The following is a 14,150-nucleotide window of genomic DNA, read 5'->3' on the forward strand; positions in this document are numbered from 1 at the left end:
TGATATTATTCTTCTAATCGGATATCTAATCCAAGACCTTTCAATTCATGCATTAATACATTGAATGATTCTGGTAATCCTGGTTCTGGCATTGCTTCACCCTTAACGATAGCTTCGTAAGTTTTAGCTCTACCGATTACGTCATCCGATTTAACCGTCAAGATTTCACGTAAGGTACTTGATGCACCGTAGGCTTCAAGTGCCCAAACCTCCATCTCTCCAAAACGCTGACCTCCGAATTGGGCCTTACCTCCAAGAGGTTGTTGCGTAATTAACGAGTATGGACCGATTGAACGTGCGTGCATTTTATCATCCACCATGTGACCTAATTTCAGCATGTAGATAACCCCTACCGTAGCCGGTTGGTGGAAACGCTCTCCAGTTCCTCCATCATACAAATACGTATGACCAAAACGTGGAATACCCGCTTCATCCGTTAATGCATTAATTTGATCTAACGTTGCACCGTCGAAAATTGGGGTAGCAAATTTCTTCCCTAATTTTAATCCAGCCCAACCCAATACAGTTTCATAAATCTGCCCGATGTTCATACGCGAAGGTACCCCAAGTGGGTTCAATACGATATCCACTGGTGTTCCATCTTCTAAGAATGGCATATCTTCTTGGCGAACGATACGCGCTACGATACCTTTGTTACCGTGGCGACCTGCCATTTTATCTCCCACTTTCAATTTACGTTTCTTCGCAATGTATACTTTAGCGAGTTTCAAGATACCTGCTGGTAACTCGTCACCCACTGTAATGGTAAACTTCTCACGACGTAACGCACCTTGAAGGTCGTTTAATTTGATTTTGTAGTTGTGGATTAAGTCATTAACCAAACGGTTTGTTTCATCATCCGCAACCCATTGACCTTTGGTTAAGTGTGCAAAATCTTCTACAGCTTGAAGCATTTTCTTGGTATATTTTTTACCTTTTGGCAATACTTCTTCACCCAAATCATTCATTACCCCTTGTGATGTTTTACCATCAACGATAGCGAATAATTTCTCAACCAATTTATCTTTCAATTCAACGAAACGCACTTCGAATTCCATTTCTAATGCTGTCAAATCGTCTTTATCTTTCGTACGCTTACGTTTATCTTTCACCGCACGAGCAAATAATTTTTTATCTAAAACCACACCGCTTAATGAAGGTGAAGCTTTTAACGATGCATCTTTCACATCACCGGCTTTATCACCGAAGATCGCACGAAGTAATTTTTCTTCTGGTGTTGGATCAGATTCTCCTTTTGGCGTAATCTTACCAATTAAGATATCACCCGGTTTTACTTCAGCACCGATACGGATCATACCGTTTTCATCCAAATCTTTTGTCGCTTCTTCAGAAACGTTTGGAATATCATTCGTTAATTCTTCGTTACCTAATTTGGTATCACGAACTTCCAACGAATAATCATCGATATGGATAGACGTAAAAATATCGTCACGAACTACTTTTTCAGAGATTACAATCGCATCCTCGAAGTTGTACCCTTTCCATGGCATAAACGCCACTTTCAAGTTACGTCCGATCGCCAATTCTCCGGCTTGCGTTGCATATCCTTCACACAGTACTTGTCCTTTTACTACGCGATCGCCTTTACGAACGATTGGTTTCAAGTTGATACAAGTACTTTGGTTCGTTTTTCTAAATTTAATCAATTGATACGTTTTCTCGTCAGTATCAAAACTTACCATACGCTCTTCGTCGGTACGGTCGTATTTGATGGTTACTTTATCCGCGTCTACGTATTCAACCACTCCATTTCCTTCTGCATTAATCAATACACGAGAATCTGAAGCCACTTGACGCTCTAAACCTGTACCTACAATTGGTGATTCAGGACGTAATAATGGTACGGCCTGACGCATCATGTTCGATCCCATCAACGCACGGTTCGCGTCATCGTGCTCCAAGAAAGGAATCAATGAAGCTGAAATCGAGGCGATTTGGTTTGGTGCAACGTCGGTATAATGTACAACTGTTGGTTCAACTACTGGAAAGTCACCCTCTTCACGAGCAATAACTTTTTCTGCTGTAATTGTACCTTGATCATCCATCTCAATGTTTGCTTGGGCAATCATTTTACCTTCTTCTTCTTCAGCGCTTAGGTAAATAGGTTCAGAAACCAAATCTACTTTACCATTGGCAACTTTACGGTAAGGCGTTTCAATGAATCCCATTCCGTTTACTTTGGCGAAAACTCCTAGTGAAGAAATCAAACCAATGTTCGGTCCCTCAGGGGTTTCAATCGGACACAAACGACCGTAGTGTGTGTAGTGAACGTCACGAACCTCGAAACCAGCGCGCTCTCTAGAAAGACCACCTGGTCCTAATGCAGAAAGACGACGTTTGTGTGTAATCTCAGCTAATGGATTGGTTTGATCCATGAACTGCGATAACTGATTCGTTCCGAAGAATGAATTAATAACTGAAGATAAGGTTTTAGCATTGATCAAGTCAATAGGGGTGAACACCTCGTTATCACGTACATTCATACGCTCACGAATTGTTCTCGCCATACGCGCAAGACCTACACCAAATTGTTGTGAAAGTTGCTCACCTACCGTACGAACACGACGGTTGGATAAGTGGTCGATATCATCAATCTCAGCTTTAGAGTTGATCAATTCGATCAAATATTTCACAATGGTGATGATATCCTCTTTGGTAAGCACTTGCTTTTCCATTGGGATATCCAAGTTTAATTTTTTGTTCATACGGTAACGACCTACTTCACCTAAGTTGTAGCGTTGATCCGAGAAGAACAATTTATCGATAATACCACGAGCCGTTTCTTCATCAGGTGGTTCTGCATTACGCAACTGACGGTAGATATGCTCAACAGCTTCTTTTTCAGAGTTGGTTGGGTCTTTTTGTAACGTGTTGTGGATAATCGCGTAATCCGCTTGGTTGTTATCCTCTTTATGAAGTAAGATCGATTTTACATTTGCATCGATGATTTCTTCAATATTGTCTTTATCTAAAATCGTATCACGATCCAAGATAATTTCGTTACGTTCAATAGACACTACTTCACCGGTATCCTCATCCACGAAATCTTCGTGCCATGTGTTCAAAACACGAGCCGCTAATTTACGACCAGCGTATTTTTTTAATCCGGTTTTAGATACTTTGATTTCTTCAGCAAGGTCGAAGATTTCTAAGATATCTTTATCGCGTTCAAATCCAATCGCACGGAATAAAGTGGTTACCGGTAATTTCTTCTTACGGTCGATGTATGCATACATCACGTTATTGATATCGGTAGCAAATTCAATCCAAGAACCTTTGAATGGAATGACACGCGCAGAGTATAATTTAGTTCCGTTGGCGTGGAACGACTGTCCAAAGAACACCCCAGGCGAACGGTGTAATTGTGAAACTACCACACGTTCTGCGCCATTAATTACGAATGTACCGCTTGGCGTCATATAAGGAATAGTTCCTAAATACACATCCTGTACGATGGTTTCGAAATCTTCGTGTTCCGGATCGGTACAGTATAATTTTAAACGAGCTTTGAGAGGAACGCTATACGTCAACCCTCGTTCGATACACTCTTGAATGGTGTAACGTGGTGGATCTACGAAATAATCGAGGAATTCCAACACGAATTGATTTCTGGTATCAGTGATTGGGAAGTTTTCCATGAAGGTATTGTACAACCCTTCGTTACCTCTTTCGTCTGATTTCGTTTCCAATTGGAAGAAATCTTTGAACGACTTGATTTGAACATCCAAGAAATCGGGATACTGTGGAATGTTCTTCGTCGAGGCAAAATTCAATCTTTCAGTCTGATTAGTTATCATCAATGGACAAAATTTTGATTTTTAAAAAAAGTACTTTTTTGTGTTTAACACGTTGTTTTGTTACTTTCCTTGGGTGAAATAACCGTCACATCTTTAAAAACAAACCAGGAAAATAGTCTATTTTTTTCTTCGTTTCGGCTATCTTTTTTTATGGTTTTAAAGGAAAAAATGATCCTTTAAAAATTGATAATTTTATTATACGAAAAATGGTTTAGGTCTTCGAGTAACGACTCTAGACCTAAACCTTATTCTTTAACCGGAGAAGAATTATTTCAATTCTACTACAGCTCCAGCTTCTTCAAGTGCTTTTTTCAAGCCTTCAGCTTCTGCTTTAGAAACCGCTTCTTTAATGTTAGAAGGAGCTCCGTCTACGATATCTTTAGCTTCTTTAAGACCTAAACCTGTTAATTCTTTAACCGCTTTTACAACAGCTAATTTAGAAGCACCAGCATCTTTCAATACTACTGTGAACTCAGTTTGTTCTTCAGCAGCACCAGCATCACCACCACCAGCAGCAACTACTACTGCAGCAGCAGCAGGCTCGATACCGTACTCTTCTTTTAATATTGTAGCTAAATCGTTAACTTCTTTTACAGTTAAGTTAACCAATTGTTCTGCGAATTGTTTCAAATCTGCCATTTTTTCTATCTTTAAAATGTTTTTAAATTTATTTTATTTATTAAGTGCGTTCAATTATTCTGCTGCTTCGCCTTTTTGCTCTGCGTTGTTTAACAAAGCAGAAAGTACGCGTTTTGCAGGAGATTGAAGTAATCCGATGATTTCTCCAATAACTTCTTCTTTCGATTTTAACGCTGCTAATGAATCTAACTGGTTATCACCGATGTAGATTTCTTGGTTGATATAAGCACCTTTTAAAATAGGCTTATCCGACTTTTTACGGAAATCTTTGATGATTTTTGCAGGTTGGTTCGCAACAGTTGCAATTAAAATAGAAGAGTTTCCTTTAAGAATAGTTGGTAATTCACCGTACTCGTTTTCAGAAGCTTCCATAGCTTTTTCCAACAACGTGTTTTTTACCACTTCTAATTTAATACCTGCTTTGAAACAAGCTCTGCGTAAGTTAGATGTCGTTTCAGCATCTAAACCTGACGTATCTGCAATATAAAGGATGTTCGCCTCTGCTAATTTTGCAGTTAAGTCTTTTATCGCGATTGATTTTTCTTCTCTAGTCATAATAAAACTTTTTAACTACCCAATTATACTGCTTTAGGATCTAAAGCAATAGCAGGACTCATTGTACTTGACAAGTGGATAGACTTGATGTAAGTACCTTTAGCTGCAGTTGGTTTTAATTTGATTAATGTTTGAATAATTTCGTGAGCATTATCTACAATCTTGTCAGCATCGAAAGATACTTTTCCGATTCCAGCGTGAACGATACCGGTTTTATCCACTTTAAAGTCGATTTTACCTGCTTTCACTTCTTGAACAGCTTTACCTACTTCCATAGTTACTGTTCCTGTTTTTGGGTTAGGCATTAAACCACGAGGACCTAAAATACGACCTAATGGACCTAATTTACCCATAACCGCTGGCATGGTGATGATTACATCAACATCCGTCCAACCATCTTTGATTTTTTGTAGATAGTCATCTAAACCTACGTGGTCAGCACCCGCAGCTTTAGCTTCCGCTTCTTTATCTGGAGTAACAAGCGCTAATACGCGAACGTCTTTACCAGTACCGTGAGGTAACGTTACCACACCACGAACCATTTGATTTGCTTTTCTTGGATCAACTCCTAAACGAACAGCAATATCAACTGACTCATCAAATTTTGCATAAGAAACTTGCTTTAATAAAGCAGAAGCATCTTTCAAAGAATACAATTTATTCTTTTCAATTTTTGATGCAGCTTCTTTTTGTTTTTTCGTCAATTTTGCCATAACTCATTATTTTTTTAGCGGAGAATCTCCGGTTACGGTAATACCCATTGAACGAGCAGTACCGGCAATCATACTCATAGCTGATTCCATAGTGAATGAATTCAAATCAGGCATTTTGTCTTCAGCGATCGTTTTGATTTGATCCCAAGAAACATTAGCCACTTTTTTACGGTTAGGTTGACCTGAACCGGATTTGATTTTTGCAGCATCCATTAATTGAACCGCAGCAGGAGGAGTTTTTACAACAAAATCAAACGACTTGTCTTTATAGACTGTAATTTGAACTGGTAATACTTTGCCGGGTTGATCTTGTGTTCTCGCATTAAATTGCTTACAGAACTCCATGATGTTAACCCCAGCAGCTCCCAAAGCAGGTCCAACCGGTGGCGAAGGATTCGCAGCACCTCCCTTAACTTGTAGTTTAACTACTTTACTAATTTCTTTTGCCATTTTTTACAAAATTTAGCACATCTAACAGTTGGAAGCGTAGATGTAGGATTATAATTAATTGTTATTATACTTTTTCAACTTGCATAAAACTTAATTCCAATGGCGTTTTTCTTCCGAAAATTTTCACCATTACTTCAAGTTTACGCTTCTCTTCGTTAATTTTTTCAATCGTTCCGTTAAACCCATTGAATGGACCGTCAATAACTTTGACCGTTTCACCCATTTTGTAAGGAATCGATTGTGTATCAACATTAACAGCCAATTCATCCACTTTACCAAGCATACGGTTTACTTCTGACAAGCGAAGTGGTACAGGATCTCCTCCTTTTACTTCACCCAAGAAACCGATAACACCGGTAATGGATTTAATAATGTGTGGAATTTCACCGGTAAGGTTGGCTTCAATCATTACATAACCCGGAAAGTAAACACGATCCTTAGCTATCTTTTTCCCGTCACGAACTTGAACCACTTTTTCAGTAGGCACAAGAACTTGCGAGATATAATCAGCCATACCTAAACGGTTAATTTCAGTTTCAATATAGTTTTTAACTTTATTTTCCTGACCGCTTACGGCACGTACCACATACCATTTTTTCACACTTGTATCAGCCATTGTACTGTAGAGATTATCCTTTAATTAAATTGAAAAAACCAGTGATTGCTTTCGAACATAATTCGTCAACACCCCAAGTTGCTAAAGCACAGATCACAGAAAACAAAGCCACCACAATAGTTAACTTTTGTACTTCTGCCCATTCTGGCCAAGTTACATTTGATTTCAATTCTTCAAAAGACTCTGAAAAATATTGGAATACTTTCATCGTATTGTATCTTTTTTGCACGGGTGGAGGGATTCGAACCCCCATCAACGGTTTTGGAGACCGCTATTCTACCCTTGAACTACACCCGTTTATTAAAAACCAGCAGAGTTATCTAACAGACACTCTGCTGGTTATTTTATTTAATTCTTAAGAATTAGTCTAAGATTTCAGTTACCTGACCAGCTCCTACTGTACGACCACCCTCACGGATAGCGAAACGTAAACCTACGTTAAGAGCGATTGGGCTTAACAAATCAACAGTGATTGTTAAGTTGTCACCAGGCATAACCATCTCAACTCCTGCAGGTAAAGAAATAGTACCTGTTACGTCAGTTGTACGTACGTAGAACTGTGGACGGTAGTTGTTGTGGAATGGAGTGTGACGTCCACCTTCTTCTTTTTTCAAGATATAAACCTCAGCTTTGAATTTAGCGTGTGGCTTAACTGATCCTGGCTTACAAATAACCATACCACGACGGATATCAGCTTTGTCAATACCTCTCAACAATAAACCTACGTTATCTCCAGCTTCTCCACGGTCTAAGATTTTACGGAACATCTCAACCCCTGTAATTGTAGAAGTCAATTTGTCAGCACCCATACCGATGATTTCAACTGGATCTCCTGTATTTGCAACACCAGTTTCGATACGACCTGTAGCAACAGTTCCACGACCTGTAATTGTAAATACGTCCTCAACTGGCATCAAGAATGGTTTGTTAACATCACGCTCAGGCTCTTCAATCCAAGCATCAACAGCTTCCATTAATTCGATGATTTTAGGAACCCAGTTTGGATCATTGTTCAATCCACCTAAAGCAGAACCTTGAACAACTGGTCCGTTATCTCCATCATACTCATAGAATGATAATAAATCACGGATTTCCATTTCTACTAATTCCAACAATTCTGGATCGTCAACCATGTCCACTTTGTTCATGAAAACAACGATTCTTGGAATACCTACCTGACGTCCTAATAAGATGTGCTCACGAGTTTGTGGCATTGGACCATCTGTAGCAGCAACTACTAAGATAGCACCGTCCATTTGCGCAGCACCTGTAACCATGTTCTTAACGTAATCCGCGTGACCTGGACAGTCAACGTGAGCGTAGTGACGGTTAGCAGTTTCATATTCTACGTGAGAAGTATTAATAGTAATACCTCTTTCTTTTTCTTCAGGAGCGTTATCAATTTGATCAAATGATTTCGCTTGACAATAACCAGCATCAGACAATACTTTTGTAATTGCAGCAGTCAATGTAGTTTTACCGTGGTCAACGTGACCAATCGTACCAATATTAAGGTGTGGCTTGGTACGACTAAAATTTTCTTTTGCCATTTTAATTAATTTTTAACTTAGTTATATTTATTAGTGTTCAAATAATTCAAATTTGAGCCAATGACGGGATTTGAACCCGTGACCTCTTCCTTACCAAGGAAGCACTCTACCCCTGAGCTACACCGGCGGTAAAGTTTTTTTGTTTCAGGTTTGAAGTTTCAGGTTTTAAAACTTGAAACTTGAAACTTTTAAACTTTTAATGGTGGGGAGAGCAGGATTCGAACCTGCGAAGGTGTAACCAGCAGATTTACAGTCTGCCCTCGTTGGCCGCTTGAGTATCTCCCCTAGCCAAGTTTTAGCCGAAGCCAAAACAGTATTTTCAGTATTTCAAAGAGCCGATGGAGGGACTCGAACCCACGACCTGCTGATTACAAATCAGCTGCTCTAGCCAGCTGAGCTACACCGGCAATATTCAATAAAAAAGTCCGCTATTTCTAACGGACTGCAAATGTAGGGAATTTATTTTTCTATCAAAATATTTTTTTGAAAAAAATTTCATCAAATATGGGAACGGATTTTCTCTTTCCGTTTAACTAATAATCGCTCAAGTGATTCAGCTGCTAACTCCGCCGCTTCCTCAAAAGTTTTACACTGTTTTTTTACTACAAAATCATCTCCCGGCACATGAATTTTCACCTCCACACACTTATTCTCTTTCTCACTCGTATTATCTACTTTCAAAAACACATCGGCAGCAACAATCTTGTCAAAAAACTTTTCCAATTTATCCAAACGAACCTGAATGAAATCAACCAACTTACGATCTACTGAAAAGTTTACAGCATTTACATTTACCTTCATACTTCTAATTTTTAAGGTTACACTTGCGAGCTACTTCCGGTTACGGGGATGCGCAGTGCCATGCACCTTTTGCAATTCTGCCAAACTATTGTGCGTGTACACTTGCGTCGACGCCAAACTGGAATGTCCTAACAGCTCTTTAACTGAATTTAAATCCGCCCCCTTATTCAGCAAATGAGTCGCAAACGTATGTCGCAACACATGCGGACTCTTTTTTACCTTCTCGGAGACATTACTAAAGTACGAATTTATCAATCGATACACAAACGATTCATTCAATTTAACGCCTTTTAACATCAAAAAGAAATACCCCTCATCAACAATCACTTCTAAGTCAGCACGTTCCTTCAAATACACTTCAATTTCTTTAACGATAATGGGCAATAGCGGAATAATTCGCTCCTTATTTCTTTTCCCCAACACCTTAATCACACCACTTCCTAAATCCACATTTTTCACTTGCAACCCAATCAATTCCGCACGACGAATGCCCGTAGTGTAAAACAAATCAATAATCAACTTGTCCCGCACACCTTCAAATCCGTCGGGATATCGCAACTGATTCAACACCAAATCCAACTCGTTTTCAGAAAAAGGAATCTGTACTTTTTTTGGAGTTTTTAAGGCTTTGTGTTTCAGGAGCGGACTCACCTCCAACTGCCCCGTTTTCAATAAGAATTTGTAAAAGGCTTTTAAAGAAGCTATTTTTCGATTAATGGTCGTGGTCGAAATACCGTCATCAACCAAACTCACAATCCAACTCCGAATCATGGAATACTGCGCCGTTTCGAGTTGATCAGTAGCATACGCCCCTACTAAATACTGCCGAAAAAACAGCAAATCATTTTCATAGGCCATCACCGTATGCGTCGAATACTTTTTCTCCAGCGCCAAATACTCCCGAAATGCGTTCAAATTTTCCATAAAAAAACTGCTGTAACAAAGTTATGAAAACTTCAGTACAGCAGTTGTATTTTTGATAGGAACTATTGACTATCCTTCCATTGCATCACGTAATCCTTGGATATACTGAGCTTTCTGGATTTGTGCACGACGAACCACGGATGGCTTCGTAAACGCTTGACGCGCTCTCAACTGACGTACAGTTCCGGTTTTATCAAATTTTCTCTTGTAGCGCTTTAAAGCTCTATCAATGTTTTCTCCGTCTTTAATAGGTATAATTAACATAAGCAGGACACCTCCCTTCATTTAGTGGGCGCAAAGGTAAACATTATTTTGAATTATAAATTATAATTTTTACTTTTTTTTGGGCGTGCCCCCGAATCGCGTTTTTGCACCTCTCCAGTTCCCTGTCGGGGTCGGGTCGTTCGCTGCAAGTCCGTTGCTTCGCAGCCGGGCTTTCCGCTTCCACCCCTCACGCAATCCCTGCTCCTATCTTATTCCTTTACCGCCGGCTGGTAATCTTTCTGATCAATAATCATCTTCGACAAAATCTCACGCAAGATCTCTGAAGTTCCACCACCAATCGGACCCAAACGACTGTCACGTAACAATCGAGCTAACGGATATTCTTCCATATACCCATATCCACCCAACATCTGCAAACAACTGTAGATCGTTTCGTCAGCTACTTTAGTCGATTTCAATTTGGCCATTGTAGCTTCTTTCACCACATATTCGCCCTGATTCAAACGCGCCGTAGCCGCATAGTTGAAAATTTTACAATGCTCCACATCCGTGGCGTGATTCACTAATGTATGACGCAAGGCTTGGAATTTGTTTATAGTTGTTCCAAAAGCTTCACGCTTGGACATATAATCAATAGTGTAATCCAAAGCATATTCCGCGCGGGCATGAGCGTTAATCGCCATCACCAGTCGCTCCAAAGCAAAGTGCTGCATGATGTAAGGAAAACCTTTACCTTCCTCACCCATTAAATTTTCAGCCGGAATTTCGACATTATCAAAAGCAATCTCAGCCGTATCCGATGCACGCCAACCCAATTTATCCAATTTTGTCGCAGAAACGCCTGGTAAATTTGTATCCATCAAAAAGATACTGATTCCTTTGTTTCCTTGCTCCGGACTTGTTTTGGCGGCCACTACATAATAGTCGGCATACACCCCATTTGTAATGAACGTTTTCGATCCGTTGATGATATACTTGTCGCCTTTTTTAACTGCGGTCGTTTTCATACCTGCTACATCACTTCCTCCAAAAGGTTCGGTAATACACAAAGCACCAATTTTATCCCCCGTAATACTCGGCGCCAAATAATCTTGTTTAATGCGCTCACTTCCTTCTGCATTCAAATGCGTCATGGCTAAGTAAGCATGGGCCCACATCGCCGCCGCAAATCCAGAAGAATGGATTTTTTGTAATTCTTCTAAAAAAACTACGGTGTAAAACAAATCCAAATTCATCCCCCCATACGCTTCTGGATAACGCAATCCAAAAAAGCCCATTTCTCCAAATTTTTTCCAGATGAAGCGCTCAATGGTGCCGGTCTTTTCCCATTTTTCAATATGAGGCACTACTTCTTTCTGCAAAAAATCTTTAAAACTTGCGCGAAACAATTCGTGTTCTTCTGTAAAGTATACTGAACTCATTTTTATCCGTTTTTTTAGTGTCTTTTTTTAGAATTCCAAATATAGCGCAATAATTTTTAATTTTTCCAAATTTATTCCCTTGACATTTGTTAATTCCTCAATAGTTAAATCCCCATTCATACTGCGATATGCCACAATATTTCGGGACACGGGATACCGGAAATACGGAAACTGACCTAACTCTTTGATTGTCGCTTCGTTAATCTTAATTTTGACCACATCAGGGGCTTTTAAAAGGGTAAAATGCTCGTTGAGCTCCGTGATCACTTCGGGTTTTAATCCATACACTTCGTCCAACTGTTCCATGGAGACAAAAGCGCCTAGCGAACTTCGGTACTTCAAAATTCGTTCTGCCAGCACCTCACCGATTCCGCGAATCGCAACAAAATCCTCTGCAGTAGCCGCATTGATGTCTTTGGGTACCATCTTTTTTTCAACGAATGTCTTTTGATTGAAAATAAACTTTTCCTGTTTCGATTTTGCATTTACCCACGCTGGAAACTTAAAATACACTTTCATTTTGTTTAACACAGCATCGGGCACTTGTGTAACGGTTTGGAATTCTTGCGCGGAATTCACATACTTATTTTGCTTTCGAAAATCGACCAAACGTTGGTACTCTTGGGTTGACATTCCCCATTTGTAGGCTTTATAGTCGGTTAAAAAGTTGGGGTTAAACAGATAAACCGGTTGTTTTTTATATTGTTTTACTAAGGTATCCTTTTCCTGGGTATCCGCTAACCATTGTTGGATATTTTGGGGAACAGGCTCGAGTTCGGGCTCCAATACACCCGAGAAGTAAATTCCTTGCAAGACAAAGATGGTCATGAGTAAACTTAAAATTCCGAGGCGTTGACTTTTTGTATAATGAATAAATTGGCGTATAAAAATAAAGTTCATGACATTATAAGTCGAAAACTGAGGATCGTTTCCCGCGCACCAAATCTTTTAATTTTAAGATAAAAGCCATGGTTAGGTACAATCCAAAACCCAATCCTGCCGTCACGAAGGAAATGTAGATGAAGAACAAACGAACATTGGTAGCGCGCATGCCCAACTTATCCGCCAAGCGGGAGCATACATAAAAGCCATGTCGTTCAAAAAAGTGACGTAGATCCGTTATCATCAGGTTGTTCAATTTTCTGTTTTCAAAATTACGTATTTCTTTTTAACAACTCGATTCCAATCGAACAATTCAAGCATTTCTTCACATCACAATACTGTTTTTTCAATTCGATTAACGCTTGTGATTGTTGGGCATTTGTTGCCTGAATTCCGTATTGATTGAATTTTTCCAGCACGCTATTTTTCTCTGGAGGAATATGTTGTAACAAGAGTAATTGCGCTTCTGCCTCAAACTTGCCCATGTGTTGCGCATAAGCGAACTTTAAAGGAAGTAAAGTGTTGATGAGTAATAAATGAATAAACGATTCCGACAATTGTTTCTTCTTTTTCTGTGAAGGTTTATCAAAGTTGTAATGCGTTTCCCAATAGGTACTCACGCCAACTTGAAACAAGTCAATCAACGATTCCAAACTGTTTCTTTCCAATACCGATTGAAACAAATGCCTGCGTTTGTGGTAAACCATGGCCAATTGCGCCAATCGAATTGTTGGAAAATTATCCGGTCGTAATTTGAAAAAACGCACATTCACCTGCGGTTTCTCCAAACGGTATTTGAGTTGCAAAAAAGCATACCAATCGACCAACTCTTGGGTGTTCACATCCATGGGTTCGTCGGGAAGCAAACCGGATTGTCCAAATAGCAAGGCTTCCAAATAATGCACTTCCAAGGCTTCTTTTCGTATAACTGAAAACTGTATGGATTGTGCCACTTGCGCAAACGCTTCGCCATTGGTGTTCAATCCGAAATTCTTGGCGAGCAACACAAACAAAACCGACTCCCAATCGTTTTGATACTCCTCCAACAATTTCAAAATAGGTTCTGATTTTCGTGCTAATCGCTCAAAATACAACCGCTCTAGCCAATTTTGCAAAACAAACTGGGGAATAAATGGCAATTCACGCTCACAGGAAATCCACTCTCTGCGTTGCATCAAATCGAGATAGTTGTTGAGCAATCCTACTTCAACCCGATTCTTTAATTCCAAAACAGGCAACTCGGTATTGTTCTTTCGGTATACAGGCATGTCATGTTCCCAAACCACATGTAGGATGACATTTTCATAATTGGGATCTTGTTCATGATGGTGGGCATACCAATCCGATGACTTCAAATGGATTTCAACCATTCCGGCCCATTTTTGGGAACCAATGATGAGTTGGGCATTAAAAAAATCGGGGCCTTCGGTTTGCAAATAGTCTCCTGTTCGAAGTAATTGAATGGAATCTCCCGAAGTCGTATATAATTGTGTAACGTCAAAACGCTTAAAGCGCCACACGTGGTGCAAAAAATCTTCTTTCATAAGGCGTATAAA

At 39.6% G+C, this 14,150-nt stretch carries 15 protein-coding genes and 4 tRNA genes; all 19 read right to left on the reverse strand.

From position 1 onward, the window contains the following. Nucleotides 1-5: 5 nt before the first annotated feature. The 19 genes from rpoB to OLM45_RS00245 all read right to left on the reverse strand — a co-directional run bounded on the left by rpoB (nucleotide 6) and on the right by OLM45_RS00245 (nucleotide 14,138). Nucleotides 6-3,818: a DNA-directed RNA polymerase subunit beta gene (gene rpoB / locus OLM45_RS00155; protein WP_264510957.1), complete on the reverse strand. Its 3,813-nt coding sequence runs from the start codon at nucleotides 3,816-3,818 to the stop codon at nucleotides 6-8. A gap of 267 nt (nucleotides 3,819-4,085) precedes the next feature. Then, nucleotides 4,086-4,457 carry a 50S ribosomal protein L7/L12 gene (rplL, locus tag OLM45_RS00160; RefSeq protein WP_073364273.1) on the reverse strand — a complete coding sequence of 124 codons (372 nt, stop codon included), beginning with the start codon at nucleotides 4,455-4,457 and terminating at the stop codon, nucleotides 4,086-4,088. A 54-nt stretch (nucleotides 4,458-4,511) separates the two neighbouring features. Then, nucleotides 4,512-5,012 (reverse strand): 50S ribosomal protein L10, encoded by a 501-nt coding sequence (gene rplJ / locus OLM45_RS00165; RefSeq protein WP_264510959.1) that lies wholly within the window; start codon nucleotides 5,010-5,012, stop codon nucleotides 4,512-4,514. Nucleotides 5,013-5,035: 23 nt separating this feature from the next. Next, a complete protein-coding gene (rplA, locus tag OLM45_RS00170; RefSeq protein ID WP_129461570.1) occupies nucleotides 5,036-5,725 on the reverse strand; it encodes a 50S ribosomal protein L1 in 690 nt (229 codons plus the stop codon). A 6-nt stretch (nucleotides 5,726-5,731) separates the two neighbouring features. Then, nucleotides 5,732-6,175 carry a 50S ribosomal protein L11 gene (gene rplK / locus OLM45_RS00175; RefSeq protein WP_129461571.1) on the reverse strand — a complete coding sequence of 148 codons (444 nt, stop codon included), beginning with the start codon at nucleotides 6,173-6,175 and terminating at the stop codon, nucleotides 5,732-5,734. Nucleotides 6,176-6,239: 64 nt separating this feature from the next. After that, nucleotides 6,240-6,791: a transcription termination/antitermination protein NusG gene (nusG, locus tag OLM45_RS00180; RefSeq protein WP_264510961.1), complete on the reverse strand. Its 552-nt coding sequence runs from the start codon at nucleotides 6,789-6,791 to the stop codon at nucleotides 6,240-6,242. A 13-nt stretch (nucleotides 6,792-6,804) separates the two neighbouring features. Next, a complete protein-coding gene (secE, locus tag OLM45_RS00185; protein WP_129461573.1) occupies nucleotides 6,805-6,999 on the reverse strand; it encodes a preprotein translocase subunit SecE in 195 nt (64 codons plus the stop codon). Between the two features lie 18 nt (nucleotides 7,000-7,017). Next, nucleotides 7,018-7,088: transfer RNA gene (locus tag OLM45_RS00190), tRNA-Trp, on the reverse strand. Nucleotides 7,089-7,153: 65 nt separating this feature from the next. Beyond that, the gene (gene tuf, locus OLM45_RS00195; RefSeq protein ID WP_129461574.1) at nucleotides 7,154-8,341 is read right to left on the reverse strand and encodes an elongation factor Tu; all 1,188 of its coding nucleotides are present in this window, start codon (nucleotides 8,339-8,341) and stop codon (nucleotides 7,154-7,156) included. 55 nt (nucleotides 8,342-8,396) lie between these two features. Continuing rightward, nucleotides 8,397-8,468: transfer RNA gene (locus tag OLM45_RS00200), tRNA-Thr, on the reverse strand. Nucleotides 8,469-8,541: 73 nt separating this feature from the next. After that, nucleotides 8,542-8,626 (reverse strand) — tRNA-Tyr (locus OLM45_RS00205). A gap of 48 nt (nucleotides 8,627-8,674) precedes the next feature. Further along, nucleotides 8,675-8,748, reverse strand: a tRNA-Thr gene (locus OLM45_RS00210). Nucleotides 8,749-8,839: 91 nt separating this feature from the next. Beyond that, nucleotides 8,840-9,142: a ribosome hibernation-promoting factor, HPF/YfiA family gene (gene hpf, locus OLM45_RS00215; RefSeq protein WP_129461575.1), complete on the reverse strand. Its 303-nt coding sequence runs from the start codon at nucleotides 9,140-9,142 to the stop codon at nucleotides 8,840-8,842. A gap of 30 nt (nucleotides 9,143-9,172) precedes the next feature. Continuing rightward, nucleotides 9,173-10,066 carry a tyrosine-type recombinase/integrase gene (locus tag OLM45_RS00220; RefSeq protein ID WP_264510963.1) on the reverse strand — a complete coding sequence of 298 codons (894 nt, stop codon included), beginning with the start codon at nucleotides 10,064-10,066 and terminating at the stop codon, nucleotides 9,173-9,175. 69 nt (nucleotides 10,067-10,135) lie between these two features. Beyond that, nucleotides 10,136-10,330, reverse strand: coding sequence for a 30S ribosomal protein S21 (gene rpsU / locus OLM45_RS00225; protein WP_073364309.1), 195 nt, complete (start codon nucleotides 10,328-10,330; stop codon nucleotides 10,136-10,138). A 209-nt stretch (nucleotides 10,331-10,539) separates the two neighbouring features. After that, entirely contained in the window at nucleotides 10,540-11,712 is a 1,173-nt protein-coding gene (locus tag OLM45_RS00230; RefSeq protein ID WP_129461577.1) for an acyl-CoA dehydrogenase family protein, read from the reverse strand. Nucleotides 11,713-11,739: 27 nt separating this feature from the next. After that, a complete protein-coding gene (locus tag OLM45_RS00235) occupies nucleotides 11,740-12,612 on the reverse strand; it encodes a ComEA family DNA-binding protein (protein WP_264510965.1) in 873 nt (290 codons plus the stop codon). A gap of 4 nt (nucleotides 12,613-12,616) precedes the next feature. Beyond that, the gene (locus tag OLM45_RS00240; protein ID WP_129461579.1) at nucleotides 12,617-12,838 is read right to left on the reverse strand and encodes a PspC domain-containing protein; all 222 of its coding nucleotides are present in this window, start codon (nucleotides 12,836-12,838) and stop codon (nucleotides 12,617-12,619) included. Nucleotides 12,839-12,866: 28 nt separating this feature from the next. Further along, entirely contained in the window at nucleotides 12,867-14,138 is a 1,272-nt protein-coding gene (locus OLM45_RS00245; protein ID WP_264510967.1) for a DUF2851 family protein, read from the reverse strand. Nucleotides 14,139-14,150 lie beyond the last annotated feature (12 nt).

Source organism: Flavobacterium sp. N1719 (assembly GCF_025947045.1).
GTDB classification, from domain to species: domain Bacteria; phylum Bacteroidota; class Bacteroidia; order Flavobacteriales; family Flavobacteriaceae; genus Flavobacterium; species Flavobacterium stagni.